Annotated in this window: 26 protein-coding genes and 3 tRNA genes; 10 read left to right on the top strand and 19 right to left on the bottom strand. The window is 30.6% G+C overall.

The features are described from left to right. Position 1 precedes the first annotated feature (1 nt). The 9 genes from ACTTAW_RS04510 to ACTTAW_RS04470 form a co-directional block, all read right to left on the bottom strand. On the bottom strand, positions 2-517 hold the full coding sequence (locus ACTTAW_RS04510) for a NuoB/complex I 20 kDa subunit family protein (RefSeq protein WP_425321967.1): 516 nt from the start codon (positions 515-517) through the stop codon (positions 2-4). Positions 518-527: 10 nt separating this feature from the next. After that, entirely contained in the window at positions 528-896 is a 369-nt protein-coding gene (locus tag ACTTAW_RS04505; protein WP_075506634.1) for an NADH-quinone oxidoreductase subunit A, read from the bottom strand. An 88-nt stretch (positions 897-984) separates the two neighbouring features. Next, positions 985-1061: transfer RNA gene (locus ACTTAW_RS04500), tRNA-Asp, on the bottom strand. A 12-nt stretch (positions 1062-1073) separates the two neighbouring features. Then, positions 1074-1149 (bottom strand) — tRNA-Val (locus ACTTAW_RS04495). A 50-nt stretch (positions 1150-1199) separates the two neighbouring features. After that, positions 1200-3578: an endopeptidase La gene (gene lon / locus ACTTAW_RS04490; protein WP_440634916.1), complete on the bottom strand. Its 2379-nt coding sequence runs from the start codon at positions 3576-3578 to the stop codon at positions 1200-1202. Between the two features lie 60 nt (positions 3579-3638). Further along, entirely contained in the window at positions 3639-4907 is a 1269-nt protein-coding gene (gene clpX / locus ACTTAW_RS04485) for an ATP-dependent Clp protease ATP-binding subunit ClpX (RefSeq protein WP_075506632.1), read from the bottom strand. An 89-nt stretch (positions 4908-4996) separates the two neighbouring features. Then, positions 4997-5608 (bottom strand): ATP-dependent Clp endopeptidase proteolytic subunit ClpP, encoded by a 612-nt coding sequence (clpP, locus tag ACTTAW_RS04480; protein ID WP_262589313.1) that lies wholly within the window; start codon positions 5606-5608, stop codon positions 4997-4999. A gap of 32 nt (positions 5609-5640) precedes the next feature. After that, positions 5641-7092: a trigger factor gene (tig, locus tag ACTTAW_RS04475; RefSeq protein ID WP_440651299.1), complete on the bottom strand. Its 1452-nt coding sequence runs from the start codon at positions 7090-7092 to the stop codon at positions 5641-5643. A gap of 10 nt (positions 7093-7102) precedes the next feature. After that, positions 7103-7187: transfer RNA gene (locus ACTTAW_RS04470), tRNA-Leu, on the bottom strand. A gap of 84 nt (positions 7188-7271) precedes the next feature. Between ACTTAW_RS04470 and ACTTAW_RS04465 the strand changes: the two genes are divergently transcribed. The 3 genes from ACTTAW_RS04465 to ACTTAW_RS04455 are packed head-to-tail and all read left to right on the top strand — an operon-like array spanning position 7272 to position 8101. Continuing rightward, the gene (locus tag ACTTAW_RS04465) at positions 7272-7523 is read left to right on the top strand and encodes a DUF1289 domain-containing protein (protein ID WP_440651298.1); all 252 of its coding nucleotides are present in this window, start codon (positions 7272-7274) and stop codon (positions 7521-7523) included. Next, on the top strand, positions 7516-7686 hold the full coding sequence (locus ACTTAW_RS04460; protein ID WP_179850442.1) for a hypothetical protein: 171 nt from the start codon (positions 7516-7518) through the stop codon (positions 7684-7686). The genes ACTTAW_RS04465 and ACTTAW_RS04460 overlap by 8 nt, the downstream gene beginning before the upstream one ends. Next, positions 7673-8101 carry a hypothetical protein gene (locus ACTTAW_RS04455; protein ID WP_440651297.1) on the top strand — a complete coding sequence of 143 codons (429 nt, stop codon included), beginning with the start codon at positions 7673-7675 and terminating at the stop codon, positions 8099-8101. The genes ACTTAW_RS04460 and ACTTAW_RS04455 overlap by 14 nt, the downstream gene beginning before the upstream one ends. Here ACTTAW_RS04455 and ACTTAW_RS04450 read toward each other — a convergent pair. Then, positions 8098-8235: a hypothetical protein gene (locus tag ACTTAW_RS04450; protein ID WP_179850441.1), complete on the bottom strand. Its 138-nt coding sequence runs from the start codon at positions 8233-8235 to the stop codon at positions 8098-8100. The genes ACTTAW_RS04455 and ACTTAW_RS04450 overlap by 4 nt on opposite strands. Before the next feature lie 10 nt (positions 8236-8245). Further along, positions 8246-8803, bottom strand: a complete 558-nt coding sequence (locus ACTTAW_RS04445) for a histidine phosphatase family protein (RefSeq protein ID WP_440651296.1) — start codon at positions 8801-8803, stop codon at positions 8246-8248. A gap of 2 nt (positions 8804-8805) precedes the next feature. Here ACTTAW_RS04445 and ACTTAW_RS04440 point away from each other — a divergent pair, with 2 nt between their 5' ends. Further along, entirely contained in the window at positions 8806-9486 is a 681-nt protein-coding gene (locus tag ACTTAW_RS04440) for a uracil-DNA glycosylase (protein ID WP_440651295.1), read from the top strand. Here the strand turns inward: ACTTAW_RS04440 and ACTTAW_RS04435 are convergent. Then, positions 9479-9895 carry a YbgC/FadM family acyl-CoA thioesterase gene (locus ACTTAW_RS04435; RefSeq protein WP_440651294.1) on the bottom strand — a complete coding sequence of 139 codons (417 nt, stop codon included), beginning with the start codon at positions 9893-9895 and terminating at the stop codon, positions 9479-9481. The two genes, ACTTAW_RS04440 and ACTTAW_RS04435, sit on opposite strands and share 8 nt — an antisense overlap. Before the next feature lie 58 nt (positions 9896-9953). Between ACTTAW_RS04435 and ACTTAW_RS04430 the strand changes: the two genes are divergently transcribed. Beyond that, positions 9954-10094 (top strand): hypothetical protein, encoded by a 141-nt coding sequence (locus ACTTAW_RS04430; protein WP_440618523.1) that lies wholly within the window; start codon positions 9954-9956, stop codon positions 10092-10094. On the opposite strand, the gene ACTTAW_RS04425 is transcribed toward ACTTAW_RS04430, so the two are convergent. From ACTTAW_RS04425 to ACTTAW_RS04400, 6 genes are all read right to left on the bottom strand, one after another. Further along, positions 10095-10745 (bottom strand): DUF3047 domain-containing protein, encoded by a 651-nt coding sequence (locus ACTTAW_RS04425; RefSeq protein WP_440651293.1) that lies wholly within the window; start codon positions 10743-10745, stop codon positions 10095-10097. It lies immediately after the preceding gene. Positions 10746-10938: 193 nt separating this feature from the next. Continuing rightward, positions 10939-11943, bottom strand: coding sequence for an alcohol dehydrogenase catalytic domain-containing protein (locus ACTTAW_RS04420; RefSeq protein ID WP_440651292.1), 1005 nt, complete (start codon positions 11941-11943; stop codon positions 10939-10941). A 1-nt stretch (position 11944) separates the two neighbouring features. Continuing rightward, a complete protein-coding gene (locus ACTTAW_RS04415) occupies positions 11945-13402 on the bottom strand; it encodes a cytosine permease (RefSeq protein ID WP_440651291.1) in 1458 nt (485 codons plus the stop codon). A gap of 26 nt (positions 13403-13428) precedes the next feature. Beyond that, entirely contained in the window at positions 13429-14763 is a 1335-nt protein-coding gene (locus tag ACTTAW_RS04410) for a TRAP transporter large permease (protein ID WP_440634050.1), read from the bottom strand. Beyond that, entirely contained in the window at positions 14763-15377 is a 615-nt protein-coding gene (locus ACTTAW_RS04405) for a TRAP transporter small permease subunit (RefSeq protein ID WP_440651290.1), read from the bottom strand. Before ACTTAW_RS04405 ends, ACTTAW_RS04410 begins: the two co-directional genes overlap by 1 nt. 71 nt (positions 15378-15448) lie before the next feature. Further along, positions 15449-16543: a TRAP transporter substrate-binding protein gene (locus ACTTAW_RS04400; protein ID WP_262589327.1), complete on the bottom strand. Its 1095-nt coding sequence runs from the start codon at positions 16541-16543 to the stop codon at positions 15449-15451. 140 nt (positions 16544-16683) lie between these two features. On the opposite strand from ACTTAW_RS04400, the gene ACTTAW_RS04395 reads away from it, so the two are divergent. Genes ACTTAW_RS04395 through ACTTAW_RS04380 form a run of 4 tightly spaced genes read left to right on the top strand, consistent with a single transcriptional unit; the run spans position 16684 to position 20418 of the window. After that, positions 16684-18279, top strand: coding sequence for a GMC family oxidoreductase (locus ACTTAW_RS04395; protein WP_440651289.1), 1596 nt, complete (start codon positions 16684-16686; stop codon positions 18277-18279). Further along, complete coding sequence (locus ACTTAW_RS04390; RefSeq protein ID WP_075506621.1) at positions 18279-18872, top strand: TerC family protein; 594 nt, start codon at positions 18279-18281, stop codon at positions 18870-18872. The genes ACTTAW_RS04395 and ACTTAW_RS04390 overlap by 1 nt, the downstream gene beginning before the upstream one ends. Then, positions 18872-19630 carry an SDR family NAD(P)-dependent oxidoreductase gene (locus tag ACTTAW_RS04385; RefSeq protein WP_440614478.1) on the top strand — a complete coding sequence of 253 codons (759 nt, stop codon included), beginning with the start codon at positions 18872-18874 and terminating at the stop codon, positions 19628-19630. The genes ACTTAW_RS04390 and ACTTAW_RS04385 overlap by 1 nt, the downstream gene beginning before the upstream one ends. Beyond that, positions 19615-20418: a M23 family metallopeptidase gene (locus ACTTAW_RS04380; RefSeq protein ID WP_440651288.1), complete on the top strand. Its 804-nt coding sequence runs from the start codon at positions 19615-19617 to the stop codon at positions 20416-20418. Before ACTTAW_RS04385 ends, ACTTAW_RS04380 begins: the two co-directional genes overlap by 16 nt. Here ACTTAW_RS04380 and ACTTAW_RS04375 read toward each other — a convergent pair. After that, positions 20415-21014 carry a LysE family translocator gene (locus tag ACTTAW_RS04375; RefSeq protein ID WP_440651287.1) on the bottom strand — a complete coding sequence of 200 codons (600 nt, stop codon included), beginning with the start codon at positions 21012-21014 and terminating at the stop codon, positions 20415-20417. The genes ACTTAW_RS04380 and ACTTAW_RS04375 overlap by 4 nt on opposite strands. 50 nt (positions 21015-21064) lie before the next feature. Here ACTTAW_RS04375 and ACTTAW_RS04370 point away from each other — a divergent pair, with 50 nt between their 5' ends. Next, a complete protein-coding gene (locus tag ACTTAW_RS04370; protein WP_440651286.1) occupies positions 21065-21925 on the top strand; it encodes a DMT family transporter in 861 nt (286 codons plus the stop codon). Positions 21926-21935: the final 10 nt, after the last annotated feature.

The raw sequence follows: 21935 nt of genomic DNA, 5'->3' as shown, positions 1-21935 counted from the left end.
GCTATCTTATAAAAGATCCTTTTTTTCTAATTTTTTTTTGTAATTGCAAAATTCCATATAATAATGCCTCTGCTGAAGGAGGACATCCCGGAACATATACATCAACTGGAACTATACGATCACACCCTCTAACAACTGAGTAAGAATAATGATAATAACCTCCACCATTAGCACAGCTACCCATAGAAATTACATATCTAGGTTCTGGCATTTGATCATAAACTTTTCTTAAAGCTGGTGCCATTTTATTTGTCAATGTTCCAGCAACAATCATTACATCTGATTGTCTTGGTGATCCACGTGGAGCAGCTCCAAACCTTTCCAAGTCATATCTAGGCATTGCTGTTTGCATCATTTCGACCGCACAGCATGCAAGACCAAAAGTCATCCAATGCAAAGAGCCAGATCTGGACCAATTAATTAAATTATCCAGCGATGTCGTTATAAAACCATTTTTACTAAAATCTTTAGCAAGTTGTTTAAACTCTTCAGGAACTTGTTCTATTTTATCGTTCATTAAATTAATTTTATTCCCAATCTAGAGCACCTTTTTTCCATTCATAAATAAAACCAACTGTTAGTATGAATAGAAAAATCATCATTGATGAAAAACCTAATAGACCAATGTTTCCTAATGATATTGCCCATGGAAATAAAAAGGCAATTTCAAGATCAAATATAATAAATAGAATTGCAACTAAGTAAAATCTTACATCAAACTCCATTCTAGAGTCTTGAAATGGTTCGAAACCACATTCATATGCAGATAACTTTTCTGGATCAGGTTTTTTAGGAGAAAGTAAAAAATTTAATACTACAAAAGCAACACTCAAACCAAGAGCAATAACTAAAAATAGAATAATCGGTAGGTAATCTTTTAAAAATTCAGATAACATGAAAATCTATATATCAGTTTTTATCTGATGTTGAAGGGAAGATAAGTCACATTTTATTAATATTAACAGACAGTTTATTGGGAAAAAGTGGCGGGAGTGAAGGGACTCGAACCCTCGACCTATCGCGTGACAGGCGATCGCTCTAACCAACTGAGCTACACCCCCACTTAATTTGTTTGGTGGGCAGTAAAGGACTCGAACCTTTGACCCCCTCGGTGTAAACGAGATGCTCTACCAACTGAGCTAACCGCCCCAAAACAGAGCTACTTATTACATCAACACTTAAATAAAGTAAATTAATTATTATTGAATACTAGCTTGAGATTTATCGTCTTTTTTAGCCAAATCTACCTCAACCCATTCCGTAGGTTTAAGTTCTTTAGTTAAAGCAATTTTAATTACTTGGTCGGCATATTCAACTGGTGTAATTTTAATATCATCTATAATTTTCTTAGGCATATCCACTAAATCTTTTTCATTTTCTTTTGGAATCAAAACTTCTTTAATTCCAGCTCTATGAGCAGCTAATAATTTTTCTTTAAGGCCACCTATTGGCAATACTTGACCTGTTAATGTTACCTCACCAGTCATAGCAACATCTCTTCTCACTGGTATATTCGTAATTGATGAAACTATTGAAGTAACCATTCCGATTCCAGCAGATGGACCATCTTTTGGTGTTGCTCCTTCTGGTACATGAATGTGAAAATCTTTTTTCTCAAATAGAGGTGGAATAATTCCGTACTCTAAACATTTTGATCTAACAAAAGATTTTGCAGCTTTTACAGACTCTTGCATCACATCACCTAGCTTACCAGTTATTTGCATTCTTCCTTTTCCAGGCATAGTTACTGTTTCAATTTTTAAAATTTCACCACCATACTCAGTCCAAGCAAGTCCAGTTACAATACCTACTCTATTTTCAGATTCTAATTCACCAAATTTAAATTTAGCTACACCAAGAAAATCAGATAAATTTTTATTATTAATTTGGACTTCTTTTTCTTCACCAGCTACAATTTTCTTAACAACTTTTCTAGCAAGTTTAGAAATTTCTCTCTCTAAATTTCTAACTCCTGACTCTTTTGTGTATCCTCTAATTACTTCTTTTATGATGTCGTCTTCCAATTTCATTTCTTTTTCTTTAACACCATTATCTTTAATTTGTTTAGGAAGTAGATATTTGTTAGCTATACTAATTTTTTCATCCTCAGTGTAACCAGCTAATCTTATTACTTCCATTCTGTCTAATAATGGAGGCAATATATTTAAAGTATTTGCTGTTGTTACAAACATGACGTCAGATAAATCATAATCAACCTCTAAATAGTGATCGTTAAAAGTTGTATTTTGTTCTGGGTCTAGCGCTTCTAATAACGCTGAAGATGGATCACCTCTATAATCATTTCCAATTTTATCTATCTCATCTAATAAAATTAGAGGATTTTTTGTTCCAGCTTTTTTCATCATTTGAATTATTTTACCTGGTAATGATCCGATATAAGTTCTTCTATGCCCTCTTATTTCTGCCTCGTCTCTCATCCCACCTACGGACATTCTAACAAATTCTCTGTTAGTTGCTTTTGCGATAGATTTACCTAAAGATGTCTTACCAACACCTGGGGGACCAACCAAACATAATATTGGGCCTTTAATTTTTTCCATTCTTTTTTGAACAGCTAAAAATTCAATTATTCTTTCTTTAACTTTTTCTAGTCCAAAATGATCTTTATCGAGAATATTTAATGCCTTAGTTAAATCGATATCAACTTCACTTTTCTTGTGCCAAGGTAGTTCTGTCATCCAATCAAGGTAGTTTCTAACCACAGTAGCTTCAGCTGACATTGGGCTCATGTTCTTCAATTTTTTAAGTTCCTGAAGACATTTTTTTTCAACTTCTTTTGGCATTTTTGCTTTTGTGATAGCTTTATTTAAGCTTGTAGTTTCGTCTTTACCATCTTCAATCTCACCAAGTTCTTTTTGAATAGCTTTAAGTTGTTCGTTTAAGTAATATTCTCTCTGAGTTTTCTCCATTTGAGTTTTAACTCTTCCTCGAATTCTTTTTTCTACTCCGATTATACTTGTTTCATTCTCCATAATTTTAATTATGGCGTTTAGTCTCTTCTTAACATCTACAGTTTCAAAAATTTGTTGTTTTTCTGAAATTGTAGCTGTGATATGTGAAGCAATATTATCAGCTATTTGTGAAGGATCTTTTAACTGCTTAATTGTGTTTATTGTTTCGTTCGAAATTTTCTTATTTATTGAAGTTAACTTTTCTAATCTTCTTAAAGCAGTAGCTGCTAAAGGAAATAAATCTTCCTCTTTTGGCAAAATATCATTGAAATATGTATAGTCACACGTAATAAATTTCTCGTTATCTTTAAAGTCTAAAATTTTAACTCTTTTAATTCCTTCTACTAAAACTTTTACAGTTCCATCTGGTAACTTTAATAATTGTAGGATGCTTCCCTCACAACCATACATAAATACATCTGTTTTCTTAGGATCATCAATCTCTGAGTTTTTTTGAGTTACAAGAATGATCTTTTTATCTTTTTTCATCACCTCATTAAGTGCAGAAATAGATTTATCCCTTCCTACAAAGAGAGGTATTACCATGCTTGGGAAGACTACAATGTCTCTTAAAGGTAATAACGGCAATGATATTTTAACGTCCATAGGATTAATATGGATATTATATATTATATTGCAATAGGTTTTTGTTACTTATTAAGGGTATTAAGCCGCTGATGTTTTGCCAGACTTAGATTTATTTTCGCCTTTAGAATGAACTAAAATTGGTTGTGATTGACCTTTTGCGGCTCCAGCATCAACAATTACTTCTTCAATGTTGTCTTGACTTGGGAGATCATACATAGTTTTTAATAATATATTTTCTAATATTGATCTCAAACCTCTTGCACCTGTTTTTTTGCTAATTGCTTTTTGAGCTATTTCTTTAAGAGCATTTTCTTTAAATGTTAATTTCGCTCCATCCAACTTGAATAGTTCTTGATACTGTTTAGTTAAAGAATTTTTAGGTTCTTGTAAAATTTTGATCAATGATTTTTCATCTAAATCCTCAAGAGTTGCTATCATTGGTAGTCTTCCAATAAACTCTGGTATCAATCCAAATTTTAATAAATCCTCAGGTTCTAGTCCCTTCATCCACTCTCCTGTTTTCTTGTCTTGAGTGTTTTTTACGTCTGCTCCAAAACCAATTGAAGTACCTTTGTCTCTTTGAGAAATAATCTTGTCTAATCCAGCAAAAGCACCTCCACAAATAAAAAGAATATTTGTTGTGTCTACTTGTAAAAACTCTTGTTGAGGATGTTTTCTACCTCCTTGAGGTGGAACACTTGCGACAGTTCCTTCCATTATTTTTAATAAAGCTTGCTGAACTCCTTCTCCAGATACATCTCTAGTAATGGATGGATTCTCAGATTTTCTACTAATCTTATCAACCTCGTCGATATAAACTATTCCACGTTGTGCTTTTTCAACATTATAATCTGAAGCTTGAAGTAATTTTAAAATTATATTTTCAACATCCTCACCAACGTATCCTGCTTCTGTCAAAGTTGTTGCGTCTGCCATTGTAAATGGAACATCTAAAATTCTAGCAAGAGTTTGTGCTAATAAAGTTTTACCGCAACCAGTTGGGCCAACTAATAAAATATTGGATTTAGATAATTCTACATTCTTACTAGTTTTGTTTTCATAATTAAGTCTTTTGTAGTGATTATGTACTGCTACTGACAGAACTTTCTTGGCATGCGCTTGACCAATTACATAATCATCTAGCACTGTACAAATTTCTTTTGGTGAAGGAAGGCCGTCTTGATGTTTAACAAAAGTATCTTTGCTTTCCTCTTTTATAATATCCATACAAAGCTCAACACATTCATCACAAATAAATACAGTTGGACCTGCAATTAATTTTCTAACCTCATGTTGGCTCTTTCCACAAAAAGAACAGTAAAGAATATTTTTATTATTTGTACTCATAATTTTTTAAACGAATCAATTTCATTACTTTATTATAGATGACTCATACTAATCAAGTTTGGATTAGTAAGTTATCAATATATTGTGTATTATGATCTTTTTTCTACTACTTCGTCAATAAGACCAAATGATTTTGCGACATCAGCAGTCATGAAATTATCTCTTTCTAAAGCAGATTTTATTTCATCAACAGTTTTGCCTGTATGTTTTGAATAAATTTCATTTAATCTTTTCTTTAATGACAAGACTTCATTAGCATGAATTTCTATATCCGTAGCTTGACCTTGAAAACCTGCTGAAGGTTGGTGAACCATTATTCTTGAGTTGGGTAAAGAAAACCTCTTACCTTTAGTTCCTGCAGCCAACAAAAATGATCCCATTGATGCAGCTTGCCCAATACATAAAGTTGAAATATCAGGTTTTACATATTGCATGGTATCGTAAATCCCAAGACCAGCTGTAACTAATCCACCAGGACTATTGATATATAAATAAATTTCTTTTTTAGGATCTTCAGCTTCTAAAAATAATAACTGAGCTGTTACTAAGGATGCAATATTGTCATTTATCTGACCTGTTAAAAAAATAATTCTTTCCTTTAAAAGTCTTGAATAAATATCATAAGCTCTCTCACCTTTACTTGATTGCTCTACAACCATCGGCACTAGATTGCTCATATGTTCTGATAATTTTGTAGTCATAAGTTGATTCTTTCTACTTATACAACTTGTGATTACTTTTTGCTAACTTTTTTTGTTTTTTTAGCAGCTGGTTTTGCTTTAGCTGTTTTTGTAGAAGATTTTTTTTCCTCTGAGGTTTTTGCTGCAGGTTTCTTTTTTGTTTCTTTTTTTGGTTCGTGATCATGCGAATGATCATGGTCATGATCGTGATCATGTTTATGAGCTTCTTTTAAGATTTTTTCCGCTTCTTCTTTTGAAATTTCTTTTTTATTTGGTTTACCTTTTTCTTTTATAAGATTTAAAATTTTCTCCTCATAAACTGTCCCTCTTAGACTGGCTAAAGCAGATGGATTTTTTTGATAAAAATCCATAACCATTTTTTCTTGTCCTGGCATCATTCTTAATTGTTTTTGAACTTCAGCTTGAATTTCTTGTTCACTAACTTTGATTTGATTTTTTTCACCAAATTCATTTAAGATTAATCCAGTCTTAATTCTTGTTTTTGCTTTTTCTTCAAAAGATTTCTTGTTCTTTTTAGCCTCATCTTCAGACATACCTTGTGAAAGAATTTTAACTTCTTCCTCGACTAAGTTTCCTGGAACTTCTTCAACTTTAATTTTTTCAATTTCTTTTAAAATTTGATTTTTTGAGAGTTGATCTAAAGAATTTTTATACTCATCATTTATTTGTTTTGAAATTAAAGTTTTAAGATCTTTCAAATCTTTAGCTCCTAAATTTTTTGCAAAATCATCATCTATTTTCACCTCTTGTGGTTGTTTTACTGATAAAATTTTACAATTAAATTTAGCTTTTTTATTAACTAATTCTTTTTCAGGGTAATTCTCTGGAAGTGTTGCTTCAACAACTTTCTCATCATCTTTTTTAACACCAATTAGTTGCTTATCGAAACCTTTCAAAAATAAATCTTTACCTAATGTAAGCTGTGTATTTTTTCCTTCACTTCCTTTAAATTCTTTTCCATCAATTGTTGCTTTGTAATCTAGTGCTACTAGATCACCCTCTTTTGCTTTTGTATCTGCAGCACCTTCCTTGAAATTTGGTTGGTTCTTAGCAATTTCTTTTATTCTTTTATCTGTCTCACTATCATCAATTTTAACAGTGTATTCATCAAATTTAATGTTTTCTAATGATTTAATCTCTACTTTAGGTAACTCTGTAACTGATAAAACATATTCTAATTCTTTATCTTCGCCGTATGTTTTTAGATCTAACTTTGGCTGACCTGCTGGTTTAATTTTATTTTCCTCTAAAGCTTTTGCTGATGTATCTTTTAAAACTTTGTCTAATACTTCACCGAATACAGCTTTTCCAAATTGTCTTTTTAAAATTTCTTTTGGTACTTTTCCAGGTCGAAAACCTTTTAAATTTACTGTTCCTTTAATCTCTTCATATTTTTCATCCATATAAGAGTTCATAGTCTCTTTATCGATAAAAATTTTTAGATCTTTATTTAAACCTTTTTTATTTTCTACAGTAACTTTCATAATTATTTAATGGTAGGGCGAAAAGGACTCGAACCTTCACCGATTGCTCGACTGGTTCCTAAGACCAGCGCGTCTACCAATTCCGCCATCGCCCCAGTTAAATTAGGTGCTTTATATATTATTGAACTCATTTGTCCAATCCGAATAATAGTGTAAAAGGATATAAAAATATAAATAATATGATTATTTCGCCTTGTATCAGTATTTGCAAAACAGATCCTTCAACTGGTTATTGTTATGGATGTGGAAGAAATAATGATGAAAAAAAACTGTGGAAACAAGAAGAAACTACAGATGAATGGAAACAAAACAATTTAGAAAGTATCAGAAAAAGATTAACTGGATGGCAGTTAGATAGTTTCAACGAGTCTTATAAGCATAAAATAAATAACGGAATATCTCTATTCAAAAAAAATCTAAAAAATGAGTAAATCAACAATTGTAGTTATAATTTATATCATAGGACTAATCTTTGGTGCTTTAGTTCTAGATATGTGGAGCGCTGAAACTAGCCCAAAAGCGTTACTGGGTATTGGGTGGACAGCACTTTTTTTAATTGGATTATTTTTTGCTGAAAAAAATGAAAAAAAATAAATTATTTTTTTTTTCTCTCATTTTATTTTCTTTCTCATTTATAAGTCATTCATTTTCAGAAATTATAATTTTAAGTAAATGTGATCACAAAGAAGATAAATATTTAAAAAATGAATACATATTTAATCTTAATGAATTAATTATGACTAGAAATTATGTTTATGCAGAAAAAACTTATCAAAAATATAGAATTACTGATTTAAGTGTAAAAAAATCAAACTCCTATGTAAGAAATATTTACGAAGAGGATGGTAAAATTTTTACTTTAAAACATGGTTATCCTCAATTTTATACTCAAATATTAATTGAAAAGAACAAGCCTGAGATATTTATTAAAAGTGTTATGAACGATATCGAAGGGATTTCAAAAATTTCTACATGTAAAAAAATAGAAAAATTTGCAAACCAAAGTTAGGTTTTCTTTTTTTTATTTTCTTTAAGTTTATCTAAATTTTTTTTTTTAAAATCAAATCTACTATTTGAAATATTAGATCTATGTTTAGCGAATGCTTGTTTTTGTGCTTGTCGCATAGCTCTTTTTGAAGACATAAATTCTAATTTAATATTCTATTTCTAAAGTATCAATTACTTTTAAATTTTTATCTGAAATAACAATCTCACCTGATGATGGTGCATAGTTTAAAAGCTCAGATATTACCACGTAATGTGTTACAAAAATTATATTTTGTTTTTGATCCCACGTGTTTAAGAATTTATTAAAATCAATAACTTGTTGTTTTCTATTTTTAGCAAATTTTGTACTAAAAAATGAATTCAAAAAATTTTTTGTTTCATAATTTTTAAAGGCTATTTCTGCAGTTTCTTTGCATCTGCACCATTCACTAGAGTAAATTTTGTTTATTAAAATTTCATTTTGTTTAAAAAAATTTCCAATTTTTTTTGATTGTACTCTTCCCTCGTCATTTAAGTTTCTTTGGGTTTCACAATTATTGACATCAAAATTAGAAGGATCCCCTCCTCCCGGTGCATAAGCATGACGAATAAATATTAATTTACCACCTTTTTGAAGCTCACCAATCATAGTTTCACTTGAATCTGCTTTAATTGGAGAACTTAAAAATATAAATATAATTAAAAAATATTTTAAAATTTTCATAGATGAATAATAAATTAAAACAACTTAATAAGAAAATTATTAAATGTAGAAAATGTCCTAGATTAATTAATTTCATTAAAAAAATATCTACTGTAAAACGAAAACAAAACATTAACGAAACTTATTGGGGTAAACCAGTTCCTGGATTTGGTAAGATAAATTCGAAATTATTAATTTTAGGTTTGGCGCCAGCTGCACATGGGGGAACCAGAACAGGAAGACCTTTCACTGGAGACAAATCAAGCGATTTCTTGTTTTCTTGTTTAAAAAAAGCAAATATTTCTAATCTACCTTATTCAGAAAATTTAAATGATGGATTGGAATTAAAATCAACTTTTATAACCAATATACTGAAATGTGTTCCTCCTGGTGACAAACCAACAAATGAAGAATTATCAAATTGCTCAAATCATTTTCAAAATGAGATTGAAACTTTAAGCAAAATCCAAACAATTGTTGCTTTAGGTAAAGTTGCTTTTGATAATTGTATTAAATATTACAAAAGTAAAAATAAATTAAATGGAAAGTATACTTTTAAGCACGGGAAATATTATGATTTGTCAAATAAAATCAGATTGTACGCTTGTTATCATCCAAGTCCTAGAAATGTAAATACAAAATTAATATCTGAAAAAATGATAGTTAATTTTTTCAAAAAAATAAAAAGAGTAACAGCTATTTAGATTTTAAAATATAAGGTTCAAAGTTGTTTAAAACTATCTCAGGAATTTTTGTAGGTTTTCCGATTGTATTTACAAATACTAAATGTATTTTTGCATCCACAATTAATAAATCATCTCTGTAAATTGACTGATCCATTACAAAAGAGGTTTTTGACAAAGACGATATGAAAGATTTTATTGTTAAATTATCTTCTAAGTATGCTGATTTTTTATATTCAATATTGCATGACTTAACGATTATTAAAGAATTAAACTCTTCTTTAATTTTCAAATTACTTAAACCAATAGCTAATAATGCTTCTGTTCTAGCTCTTTCAAAATATTTTAAATAATTTGCGTAATAAACTACTCCTCCAGAGTCGGTATCTTCATAGTAAATTTTAACATTATGGCTAAAAGTTTTATGCATTGTTCATTAATATCAAATAATGAGAAATTTTTATACAAACTAAGATATAATAACTACAATGAAAGTTTATATAATTTGGTTGATTGGAGTAATTTTATGGAACTTTGGTGTTCCTAATGCTACTCCAATAGAGGACGTAATTGTAGCAATCATACTGTCAATCCTGAGTATGGGGCTAAAAAAATATACTAAACTTTAATTAATTTGCTGAAAAATAAATGTTTTGAAAATAAGCCACAGATTTCATTTTAGAATTATCTGTATCCGCCATAACTGCTAAACCATCTAATTCGTCTAAACCTAAATCGTGGAATTTCTTAAAATCTTCTTTTACATTTGATTTAACTGTTACCCATTCATTTAAATTAGTTTTGGTTGTGGCTATAACATTGTCTATAGATTTTTTTGTGTATGGACTTGGTGAACTAACACCAACATCCCTGTTGCTTGAAAAAACATAGTTAATTGCTCTATTTGATAATGGTGTTGCACCTGTTTTTTTAACAGCAAAAACTCTCGCTGCAAAATCATGGCCTTTTTTTGTATCTTCTTTAATTCCAGATAAATCTTGCTCAATTTTCCATGTAATATTTATAAAAGGTGTCTTGTTTAGATCAATTTTAACTTCTTTGCCAAGACCAGATGCTGCATTATCGGCAACAGCCTTAAGGAAATTTCCATTTTCATTTTTCCCAACAGTATATTTTGTCTCGTTCTTTGCTCCCCTTACTTTTCTGACAGTTAATTCTGAAAGTTCTGCTTCTGTAAACTCAAAAACTACAACTTCATTTGCAACAACTGAGCTGATTGAGATCAAAAAAATTGAAATGAGTTTTAAAAATATTTTCATAATTTAAGTTCTTAATACATTATTTAGACAAGATTTAAACATGCAAAAATCAGAATTAATTTTTAATTAATTACTATGAAAACAATTTCAATTTTTTTACTTTTAATTTATTGGTCAATAATGATATCAGCACCAATTATGTCTAATGACCTCAAAATGGGTAGTTCTAGAGCTATAAAATTAAATTCTAATTCTAAGGTATCAATATAATTTTAGGTGCAACACAGGTGCCATCATGAATTTGTTTAAAGGCATCACCACCATTTTTTAAATCTCTAAATTCAATCCAATCTAAAGATCCTATATCCTTGTTAGCTAATATTGCTAACGTTTGCTCAAAATCCTTATTAGTATAGCAATAAGTTCCTATAACAGTCACCTCTTGAAGTGTCATTTTTCTAAAATTAAAGGTTCCAGCTGGCTGAGTTAAGCCTATATGAATAATTGAACCACCCGGTTTAACTACTTCAATAGCCTGTTGTCTTGAAATTTCCAGCCCTACTGTATCAAATACAATATCAAATTTATTACTTTCTATTTCGTTATGGTCTGGTGCAACATATTTTGCATCTAAATATTTTGAGCACTCATTTAATCTCAATTTATTAGGATCGGAAAGAATTATATTTTTACTATTTTTAATTTTAGATAAAATTAAACCACATAATAATCCTATTGCACCACCACCTTGGATCAAAATTTTACATTCAGATAAAGGTTTTTTTAAAGATTGTTCACCAATTAATACTGCGTGCAAAGAAACTGCAGTTGGCTCTGCAACTGGTGCTTCATTTTTATCTAATCCATCTGGGATTTCATAAATATTTGTATCAGGTGTCGATACAAACTCTGCAAAAACCCCTTGTCTTTCAATTGGTTTATTCATCCCTAAAATAATTCTATGAGGACAAAGATGCTCTCTTCCACTTGTGCAGTATTCACATTTACCACAAGTTATCAGAGGATTTAAAACAACGTTTTTACCCTTAAATTTACCATTTTGTACTTCACCACTAACTTCATGACCTAATATTAATGGAGGAATTCTTCTCTCATCATGTCCATGATATGCGTGCATATCAGAACCACATATTCCTGAAGCATGGATTTTTAAAATACTTTCTCCCGAAACTTCAATTGGATTAGGTTCATCTCTGTAAACTAATTCTTGTGTTCCAGTATATACTAAAGCTTTCATATTATTTTTTTGCCAACAAGTAATACGTTATCCAGGCTACAAATGCACCAATTAACCACGCATAAGACTGTAAAAACATAAAATTTGTGTTCCAAATTGTTGATGCTGAAAAAATAAAACCTAGAAATACTGAGTAAACACCTTTGATATGCCACCCTCTTGAATAATAGTAACTACTCTCTTTTTCTACTGAATACAAATCTTTGTTACTCAAGCTTTGTTTATTGATCAGATAATAGTCAGCAACTATTACTCCAAATAACGGACCAAAAAATGCACCAAATGTATCTATAAAAGATAAAATACCAATTTGACTCAAAATTGTAAGCCAAAAAATAGCCACCAACAAACCGAGGAAAGAAATTATATAACTTGCACTCCTTAAAGATAATTTATTTGGAACAAAATTTATTAGTGAATATTGAGATGGAATATAATTGGCTACTAAATTCGTGGATGCTGAAGCAATTACGATAAAAAATAGTACCAATGTAGTTATTTGAATATTGTCATATTTGCCAATTATATCAGTGGGATTTGTAAAAATTCTGTCTATGTCTGAAAATTTTTGATTTAAAAGTGCATCTGATCCGGCAACAATAAATATAGAGAAAAAAGAGAAAATAATTAAATTAAAAAGCAAACTTAAATTCCCTTTACCCAACTCTTTAGTATTTTTAACATTCCTAGAAATGTCCCCAAAACTAATTATTAATATTGAAAAATAAGCAAAGACAGTTCCTGCTACAGTTAAAAGTGGTAATAAATTATTAAGATCAAAAAAGTTTTTGGTATTAAAAATATTTACAAAGGCTTTTGATGTTAATTTGACATCACTTAAAAAAACAAGGAAGAAAAAAATAACTATCCCCACATAAACGGTAATTGCTGAAAAATTAATTATTTTTTTATTATATTGAGCACCAATACTAAATAAAAATGTTTGAAAAATAATTGCAATTAAAATTGATGACCAATCTATAATATTTAGACCAAAAAAATAAAAAATAAATATATCTTGGACTAACAATGACTCATCAATAGTGAAAAGAAATATTCTAATAAGATAAGTTAAAATTTTTGATAAAAAATAAGTTTGAATTCCAAATAAGAAAATTCCAACCAAACTTCTAATTAATCCAAAAAATTTTGCTCCATTAAATCCTAAAGAAGACCTCAGTAAAACTACAAAAGGTAGTCCAAATTTTTGTGAAGGTTTTCCAATAAAATTAGCAAACAAATAAACAAAAAACGAACCTAATAAAGTTCCTATTAAAACCACAAATGTGTTTAGATTGTACATTATATATAGTGAGGCTATTAGAGAAAAACCAATTACACTTTGTACATTAACTCCCCAGTAACAAAAAAGGTCTTTCCAATTCCAAGTTTTGTAATTTGGATTTACCGAAACTAAATCCCAATTTGAGAGGGAGTATTTGACTTTAGGTTGATTCACTAAAAATTATTTTAAACTAATAATTTCTACTGTCCATATAGGAGAGTTGGTAACCAAAGTGCAATTTTAGGAAATATTATAATTAAAACCAAACCAATTATTTGAAGCACCATAAATTGCATCATTCCATAATAAATATCTTTTAAATCCCATTCAGGCACAACCCCTTTTAAGAAATACGCAGACAAAGCCACTGGTGGGGACAGCCAGGCGGTCTGGAGATTGACAGCAACTAATATTGCAAACCAAGTAAGATTAAAGCCAAGAGCTTCGATCAATGGTAAAATAATTGGCACAATAATCATTACGATTGGTACCCACTCTAAAGGCCAACCTAATAAAAATATTGCAACCATTACAATCGCTAATATTAAATATTTGTTCATGTCTAGACCTAACAAGAATTCAGTTAATAAAGTTGGAGTACCTAGTCTTGCGAAAACTGCACCAAAAAAATTTGATGCAGCAACTAAAACCATAATTAAAGCTGTGATCTCTAAAGTTTTAACAAGTGCTTCTTGAAGTTTTGAAAAAGTTAATTTTTTGTATGCTAAAGAAAGTAGTAAAGCTCCCATTGCACCACAACCAGCTGCTTCTGTTGGAGTTGCAAAACCAAAAAGTATACTTCCTAGTGCTGCAAAAACTAACGCTGCTGGTGGAACTAAACCTAAGAAGAATTCAATCCAAACTTCTTTCATACTAGCAGCTCTCATCTCTTCAGGAATTACAGGTCCCAATTTAGGATTAATCATACATCTTATTGTTGTGTATCCTGCGTATAAACTTGCTAGAAGAATTCCTGGAATTATAGCAGCCGCAAATAAATCAATAACTGGAATTTCCATAATTGGTCCCATAACAACAAGCATGATACTTGGAGGTATTAAAATTCCTAAAGTACCACCAGCTGTTATCGTTCCTGCAGCAAGTCTAACATCATAGCCAGATCTATTCATTGATTTTGCTGCCATGATACCGAGTATAGTTACTGAAGCGCCAACAATCCCTGTTGCTGCTGCAAAAATAACTGAAACAAAAAGAACAGCGTAATATAACGCTCCTCTAACTCTCGCAAGCATCATTTGAAATGATGAGAATAATCTTTCCATCAAACCTGCCTGCTCCATCATAATACCCATAAAGACAAAGAGCGGGACGGCGGCGAGGGTTTGTTCGGTCATGACCATCGAAAACTGGAGCGTCATTAAATAAAAGACCAATTTTCCAAACCCTAAATATCCAAATACAAAACCTAAAAATATAAGTGTAAATGAGATAGGAAATCCTACGAAAATTGCAAAAAGCATTACTCCTACCAGAATAAAACCTAAATATGCTGGATCTATAAATTCAGCTAACATTATTCATCTTCTCCTGGCCATTTTCCTCTAGTAGCGGCCCAATAACTTTTTAATAATTCTGAAATACCTTGGATTAATAAAAATACGATACCAACCAATAAGCAACTCTTAATCGGCCACATATAAGGCATCCATGTAGTATCCATTCCTCTTTCGCCTCTTTGAATAGACTCACCTACATAACCAATTGTCATATAAAGAAAGACAATTAGTCCTGGGAAATAAAATAAAATATATAACCAAAAATCAATCGTCCCTTGGTTTTTTGTTTTGAAATTTCTGTATAAAAAATCTGCTCTTATATGAACACCTTTTGAAAGTGCATAACCTGCACCTAACATGAATAGTGCACCATACAAAAATCTACTTATATCATAAGCCCAAATTGTAGGTGCATGAAAAAGTTTTCTTGCCAAAACTTCGTAAGTCATAGCAAAGATAAGTGGCATCAGTATCCAACAAACAACGTTACCTATCCATTTGCTAAATTTATCAATATTTACAATGGAACTTGCCATCCATGATGGCATGTCATTTGGCATCTTTCCCGAACCACCTCGCCTTTCGGCTATCATTTCATCTGATATATCTAGTTTAGTTGGTTCTTCAGCCATAAAAATTTTGTTAGAAAAATTAGAGCGGACAATTAAGTCCGCTCTAATTGAATTATAGATTAATTATTGGATTACTTTAATGTTGCTGCGTGAGCCATTCCTAGCTTCGCATTAGACATTTGAGCACCACTCCAGAAAGGAACTGCTATATCAGCAAATTCTTTCATAGAGTCCCATACTTCTGCAAAGAATGCATTGTTTGCAGCGTTTGTTTCCAAACTTTTCTTAGCTGCAGCCATGTATTCTGTGAAGTAATCAGAAGGTGTGTCCTCTAATTTAACTCCATGAACTTCAGTAAGCTCTCTTAAAGCTTTACCATTTTCATAGATTCTGTAACTTAAAGATTTAGCTAATGATGCATTAGCTGCAACTTCAAGAGACTTCTTCTCATGATCGCTCATAGCGTTATAAGTTTTTCCAGTAATATAAAAGTCAGCATTTACGACTACTTGGTGTAGACCTTGTAGGTAGTAGTGCTTTAATACTTTTTGGAAACCAAACGTTAAGTCTGGTTTTGGACAACACCATTCAGCAGCATCAATTGTTCCTGCTTCTAAAGCTGGTAGAATATCTCCACCACCCATAGCTACAGATGCAATACCGATGTCTTTATATGTTTGTCCTGGAATTCCTGGAGGAGTTCTGAACTTATATTTTCTAAAGTCAGCCATATCTTTAATTGGTTTTGGAAACCAACCTAAAGCCTCTGGTCCAACTGGTTGAATCATAAATCCTTTGATGTCTCTTCCCATTTCTTTCCATAGTCTGTCGTATAACTCTTTTCCACCGCCATACTGAAACCATGATAAGAATGCAATGTTGTCAATACCAACACCACCACCAGCTACTGGAGAACCGAATAGCATAGCTGCAGGATGGTCACCTGACCAATAGTGAGTCCATGCGAAACCACAATCGATTAAGCCTTTGTCAACTGCATCTAAAGTTTCTTTTACACCAACAACAGCTCCAGCTGGCATAATTTCAAACTTAAGAGATCCACCAGTTAACGCTGTTACTGTGTCAGTAAAATCCTTTAACATCTTAACTTCATCAGCTTTTGTGTTAAGAACAGTCTGACATTTTAGTGTTTTTGCAGCATTAGCATTTGAAATAAATCCAAACACCATTGCAACTGCAAATAACATTGAAATGATTTTTTTCATTTGTTTCCCTCTCTGTATTTTTAAAGACGAAACTTTGTCAAAGAATGAAAACTAAAACAAGTGTTAATATTGGTATATTTTAAAATTTTTAACAGATTTATTAGAAATATAATTTTTTTAATTTATAAGAGTTCTAATTTATGAATAATTTTGATTTCATTATACTAGGAGCTGGATCTGCAGGCTGTGTTTTAGCAAATAGGCTATCAGAAAATCCTTCACACAAAGTTCTTCTAATTGAGGCTGGAGGTAAAGATAATTATCCATGGATCCATATTCCAGTTGGTTATTTTAAAACAATGCACAACCCTAATACTGACTGGTGCTACAAGACAGAACCAGATGAAAGCATGAATAATATTTCAATACGTTATCCCCGTGGAAAAACTTTAGGAGGAAGCTCTTCTATCAATGGACTTTTATATATCCGAGGACAACACAGAGATTATGATATTTGGAGACAGCTTGGAAATACTGGCTGGGGTTGGGATGATGTTCTGCCCTATTTTATAAAAGCAGAAAATCAAGAAAGAGGCAAAAGTGAATATCATGGAGTTGGTGGACCTCTCTCTGTCTCAGATCAAAGAATACATCTTCCTCTATTAGATGAGTTTCAGAACGCTGCTGAGGAATTTGGTGTACCAAAAACAAAAGATTTTAATACAGGAGACAATCATGGCTGTGGTTATTTTCAAGTAACAGAAAAAGATGGATTTAGATGCAGTACTGCTGTTGGTTATCTAAACCCTGTTAAGCATAGAAAAAATTTAACAATTATTACTCACGCTCATGTTAAAAAAATTAACTTTGAAAATAAAAAGGCAAAATCAGTTGAGTATTGGCAAGATAATGAATTGAAAACAGCTGAAGCAAATAGAGAAGTTATAGTTTCTTCTGGTGCAATAGGCTCTCCTCAAATATTGCAAGTGTCAGGAATTGGAAATCCAGAAAAACTAAAAAATTTAGGAATTGATATGGTTCATAATTTAAATGGTGTCGGTGAAAATCTACACGATCACTTAATGTTAAGACCTATTTATAAAATTAACGGTTTAAAATCTCTTAACAAAAAAATTAATAGCTTGTTTGGAAATTTGCTTATCGGATTAGAGTATGTTTTTAAAAGAAGTGGTCCAATGACTATGGGAGCAAGTCAGCTTTGTATGTTTGCAAAAAGTGACCCTTCTTTAGAATTACCAGATTTACAATGGCACGTTCAGCCAATGAGTATGGATACTTTGGGAGCTACAAAAAATCATGATTTCCACGCGTTTACTCCAACTGTTTCAAATATAAGACCTACAAGTAGAGGTCACGTAAGTATTGTTGATAAAGACTCGCGTGTTTACGCAAAAATAAAACAAAACTACCTATCAACTGATCACGATAGAATGATTGCTGCTAAAGGATTAAAATTGACAAGAAAAATTATAATGGAATCTGAAACTTTTAAGAAATATACACCTGAGGAATATAGACCTGGTATTCATATTGATGATGACGAGGAATTGGTGAAAGAAGCATCAAATTTTGCACAAACCATCTTTCATCCTGTTGGTACATGTAAGATGGGACAAGATGAGATGTCAGTAGTTGATGAAAAATTAAAAGTAAGAGGAATAGAAAATCTTAGAGTTATTGATGCATCAATAATGCCTAACATTACTTCAGGAAATACTAATGCACCTACGATTATGATTGCAGAAAAAGGTGCTGACATGATACTACAACAATAATGTTTGCAGAATTTTTTACTCCCGAACAAATTGCTATTTTAACACAAATAATTTTTATTGATTTAGTGTTAGCTGGTGACAATGCCATTATAATTGGAATGGTAGCCTCAAAATTTCCAGTTGAACAAAGGAAGAAAGTTATATTTTGGGGAATTGGTGGTGCAGTAATATTACGGATAATATTAACGTTACTAACAGCTTATTTGTTACAAATTACAGGACTAAGGCTTATTGGGGGAATTTTACTCCTTTATATTGTTTACAAACTTTATGTTGATGTAATCAAAGGTTCAGATTCAGAGGAAGATATAAAAGTAGACAACTCAAGTTTTTTAAAAGCAATTTGGACTGTTTTACTTGCTGATTTTACAATGAGTTTAGATAATGTTTTAGGTGTTGCTGGTGCTGCAGGTGATCATTATGGATTACTTGTATTTGGATTGGTTCTATCAATTGTTTTAATGGCAACTGCTGCAACATTAATTTCTGGATGGATAAAAAAATACAAATGGATTGCATGGGTTGGGTTATTAGCAATATTAATAGTAGCTGTTGAGTTGATTTATACAGATATTAAAATAATATTCTTTTAATGTATCTTCAAAAAATTAATCTTAAAAATAAGTACGCACTAGTTACTGGTGCTGGTAAAGGACTTGGGAGAGCTTGTTCTATTGCACTAGCTGAAGCTGGAGCAACAGTAATAGCATTAAGCAGAACTCCATCTGATTTAAATAAATTAGAAAAAGATATTAAAAAAATTAAAGGTAAAGTAATTAAAGTTCCTTGCGATGTAATGAATTATGAAGATCTAAAAGCAAAATTAGAAAAAATCAAAATTATTGATGTTTTAGTAAACAATGCTGGAACTAATATTCCTGAACCTTTTGAAAAAATTAAACAAAAAAGTATGAACTACTTGGTAGATTTAAATCTAAAAGCTGCATTTAATGTTGCGCAATTAGTAGTTAAGAAAATGCTTAAAAATAAAAAGAGACCTGGCTCTATTATTAATATGTCTTCTCAATTAGGTCATGTAGGTATGGGTGGGAGAAATGTTTACAATATGACTAAATTTGGGATTGAAGGTTTGACAAAAGGTATGGGTGTAGAGTTAGCTAAAAGAAATATAAGAGTTAATACAGTAGCTCCTACGTTTGTAGAAACTCCAATGGTTAAAAATTTTTTTAAAAATAAAAAATTTAAAAAACTAGCACTTGGAAATATTCCAATGGGAAAAGCAGCAACTGAAAGTGATGTGGCAACAACAGTTTGTTTCTTAGCCTCACCTGCTTCCTCAATGATAACTGGAACATCAATTATAATAGATGGTGGATGGACAGCTCAGTAATAAATAGATTTTTTTTAATATTTTTCTTATTTTTTTCAACTGCAAACGCAATAGAATTTCAAGGTAAATTCTTACAAGGTCATTTTATCTTAGGAAAAACAAATCCTGGTGCAAAGATAATTGTTGGAAAAAAAGAAGTAAGAGTATCAAAGGATGGTTTTTTCGTTTTTGGTATTGATAGAGATCAAAAATATGATCTTACTTTTACAAAAATTTTTGATGGAAAAAAATCTACAATAACCAAAAAAGTTTTAAAAAGAAAATACAACATTCAAAGAATAGATGGCTTAGAAGAAAGCAAAGTAACCCCACCCGAGTCAGTCTATAAAAGAATTAAAAAAGAAAATAATGCAATTGGTGAAGCAAGAGCAATTAATTCTGAATTACAGTTTTTTAAGCAAAAATTTATAATGCCCGTTGAAGGAATAATTAGTGGTGTTTATGGGAGTCAAAGAATTTTAAACGGTAAACCTAGATGGCCACATTACGGAATTGATATAGCAGCAAAACAAGGGACAATGATTAAATCATCAGGTTCAGGTAAAGTTACAATGGCTGAAGATGATTTATATTACACCGGTGGTACAGTAATTATGGATCACGGTCATGGTATATCAACTATATATTCACATTTAGAAAATGTTTTAGTTTCTATAGGAGACTTAATTAATCAAGGAGATATTATTGGAACCGTCGGATCGACAGGTAGATCAACTGGACCTCATCTTGATTTTAGAATTAATTGGTTTCAAACTAGATTGGACCCAATGTCTGTTTTGGAAAATTAATAAAAAAACATCCAAATACCAACAAGAATTAATATAAATCCACCTATTTTATTTAAAACTTTTAAATATTTTGATGCTATGAATTCTCTAAACTTGCCAAATACAAATGCATATGAGCTATCAAATATTGTAGCTACAATTATAAAGATTATTCCAAAATAAATTATTTGATAGCTAACGGGTTCATTTATATTAATAAATTGAGGAATAAATGCACCAAGGAACAAAAATATTTTTGGATTAGTTAAAATCACTATTAATCCTTGGAGAAAATATTTTTTTTCAAATTTAGTTACTTGAGTTTTGTTTAAATCAATATCTGACTTAATTGTAATTACTCCAAGTGAAATTAAATAAATTGAACCTAGAATTCTTACATAATTAATAATCACTTCTAGAAAAGGAGAAACTATCTCAAATCCAAGTGCTAATAAAAATAACAAAATTAAAACGCCAACTTGGGTACCAAAAACGTTTAATAATCCTGCTTTTACACCAGATCTCAAAGAATTAGCAATTATCAGACTGACAGTGGGACCAGGCACTATCACTATTAAAAAACTTGCTATAACAAAATATAGTAATACAAAATCCATGACCGTTTGAATTAACCAATAACAACTTGAAATAAAATTAAAACAAAAAAATGAAATTTAAATCAAGAGAAACACTGGGAATTATTTTTGCAATAATTGCTTACTTTTCTTTTTCAATTCTTGATGCAATTCAGAAAACTGCAGTTATTCATTACTCTATATTTCAATTATTATTTATCAAATATACTTTTGTACTTTTGTTAGGCTTGATAGAAGCAAGAAGAGCTAACAATAATAATTTTTATAGATCTAATAATTTAAAACTTCAAATTATAAGAAGTCTACTATCTATTTTAGAATCTGGTTTTTTTGTTTTATCTTTTAAACACCTATCTTTAGCGAACGCTCATAGCATAGGTGCATTAGCACCTATTATTATAGTTGCCTTATCTGTATTTATTTTAAATGAGAGAGTATCAATCAAAACTTGGGTAGCAATTTTTATAGGTTTTATTGGAGTTTTGATAATTATTAGACCTGCATCTGATGTATTTAGTGTAAATTCTTTTATTCCGTTGCTAGCAGCTTTTTTTCTGGGTCTTTATCAAATCGCAACAAAAAAAATAACTGAATATGATGCTCCTGAAGTATCCTTGTTCTACTCTTCTTTAGTTGGGATTATTATAACCTCAATAATGGCATTTAATTTTTGGCAACCTGTAAATCTTAATTCTTTATATTTCTTTGTGCCAATTGGTTTATTTTTTTCATTAGGTATATACTTCCAAATATTAGCACTTAAAAATGCAAGAGCTAGCATAATACAACCATTTCATTATACTTTAATTTTTTGGGCAATAATTTTTGGATTTTTCTTCTATGATGATGTTCCAGATTTATTTACTATTATAGGTGCAATAATAATTACAACTTCAGGAATATTTGTTATTAATCAAACATCAAAAAAATAAATTAAAAATT

The sequence above is a fragment of the Candidatus Pelagibacter sp. HIMB1495 genome (genome assembly GCF_052047955.1).
Taxonomy (GTDB): domain Bacteria; phylum Pseudomonadota; class Alphaproteobacteria; order Pelagibacterales; family Pelagibacteraceae; genus Pelagibacter.
The sequence above is the reverse complement of the archived record's forward strand: the minus strand, read 5'-3'. Positions and strand labels throughout refer to the sequence as shown.

What these genes read in the sequence shown, in the direction of transcription:
- ACTTAW_RS04510 (WP_425321967.1), bottom strand. Translation starts at nt 517, where the DNA reads ATGAACGATAAAATAGAACAAGTTCCTGAAGAGTTTAAACAACTTGCT.
- ACTTAW_RS04505 (WP_075506634.1), bottom strand. Translation starts at nt 896, where the DNA reads ATGTTATCTGAATTTTTAAAAGATTACCTACCGATTATTCTATTTTTA.
- lon (WP_440634916.1), bottom strand. Translation starts at nt 3,578, where the DNA reads ATGGACGTTAAAATATCATTGCCGTTATTACCTTTAAGAGACATTGTA.
- clpX (WP_075506632.1), bottom strand. Translation starts at nt 4,907, where the DNA reads ATGAGTACAAATAATAAAAATATTCTTTACTGTTCTTTTTGTGGAAAG.
- clpP (WP_262589313.1), bottom strand. Translation starts at nt 5,608, where the DNA reads ATGACTACAAAATTATCAGAACATATGAGCAATCTAGTGCCGATGGTT.
- tig (WP_440651299.1), bottom strand. Translation starts at nt 7,092, where the DNA reads ATGAAAGTTACTGTAGAAAATAAAAAAGGTTTAAATAAAGATCTAAAA.
- ACTTAW_RS04465 (WP_440651298.1), top strand. Translation starts at nt 7,272, where the DNA reads ATGATTATTTCGCCTTGTATCAGTATTTGCAAAACAGATCCTTCAACT.
- ACTTAW_RS04460 (WP_179850442.1), top strand. Translation starts at nt 7,516, where the DNA reads ATGAGTAAATCAACAATTGTAGTTATAATTTATATCATAGGACTAATC.
- ACTTAW_RS04455 (WP_440651297.1), top strand. Translation starts at nt 7,673, where the DNA reads ATGAAAAAAAATAAATTATTTTTTTTTTCTCTCATTTTATTTTCTTTC.
- ACTTAW_RS04450 (WP_179850441.1), bottom strand. Translation starts at nt 8,235, where the DNA reads ATGTCTTCAAAAAGAGCTATGCGACAAGCACAAAAACAAGCATTCGCT.
- ACTTAW_RS04445 (WP_440651296.1), bottom strand. Translation starts at nt 8,803, where the DNA reads ATGAAAATTTTAAAATATTTTTTAATTATATTTATATTTTTAAGTTCT.
- ACTTAW_RS04440 (WP_440651295.1), top strand. Translation starts at nt 8,806, where the DNA reads ATGAATAATAAATTAAAACAACTTAATAAGAAAATTATTAAATGTAGA.
- ACTTAW_RS04435 (WP_440651294.1), bottom strand. Translation starts at nt 9,895, where the DNA reads ATGCATAAAACTTTTAGCCATAATGTTAAAATTTACTATGAAGATACC.
- ACTTAW_RS04430 (WP_440618523.1), top strand. Translation starts at nt 9,954, where the DNA reads ATGAAAGTTTATATAATTTGGTTGATTGGAGTAATTTTATGGAACTTT.
- ACTTAW_RS04425 (WP_440651293.1), bottom strand. Translation starts at nt 10,745, where the DNA reads ATGAAAATATTTTTAAAACTCATTTCAATTTTTTTGATCTCAATCAGC.
- ACTTAW_RS04420 (WP_440651292.1), bottom strand. Translation starts at nt 11,943, where the DNA reads ATGAAAGCTTTAGTATATACTGGAACACAAGAATTAGTTTACAGAGAT.
- ACTTAW_RS04410 (WP_440634050.1), bottom strand. Translation starts at nt 14,763, where the DNA reads ATGTTAGCTGAATTTATAGATCCAGCATATTTAGGTTTTATTCTGGTA.
- ACTTAW_RS04405 (WP_440651290.1), bottom strand. Translation starts at nt 15,377, where the DNA reads ATGGCTGAAGAACCAACTAAACTAGATATATCAGATGAAATGATAGCC.
- ACTTAW_RS04400 (WP_262589327.1), bottom strand. Translation starts at nt 16,543, where the DNA reads ATGAAAAAAATCATTTCAATGTTATTTGCAGTTGCAATGGTGTTTGGA.
- ACTTAW_RS04395 (WP_440651289.1), top strand. Translation starts at nt 16,684, where the DNA reads ATGAATAATTTTGATTTCATTATACTAGGAGCTGGATCTGCAGGCTGT.
- ACTTAW_RS04390 (WP_075506621.1), top strand. Translation starts at nt 18,279, where the DNA reads ATGTTTGCAGAATTTTTTACTCCCGAACAAATTGCTATTTTAACACAA.
- ACTTAW_RS04385 (WP_440614478.1), top strand. Translation starts at nt 18,872, where the DNA reads ATGTATCTTCAAAAAATTAATCTTAAAAATAAGTACGCACTAGTTACT.
- ACTTAW_RS04380 (WP_440651288.1), top strand. Translation starts at nt 19,615, where the DNA reads ATGGACAGCTCAGTAATAAATAGATTTTTTTTAATATTTTTCTTATTT.
- ACTTAW_RS04375 (WP_440651287.1), bottom strand. Translation starts at nt 21,014, where the DNA reads ATGGATTTTGTATTACTATATTTTGTTATAGCAAGTTTTTTAATAGTG.
- ACTTAW_RS04370 (WP_440651286.1), top strand. Translation starts at nt 21,065, where the DNA reads ATGAAATTTAAATCAAGAGAAACACTGGGAATTATTTTTGCAATAATT.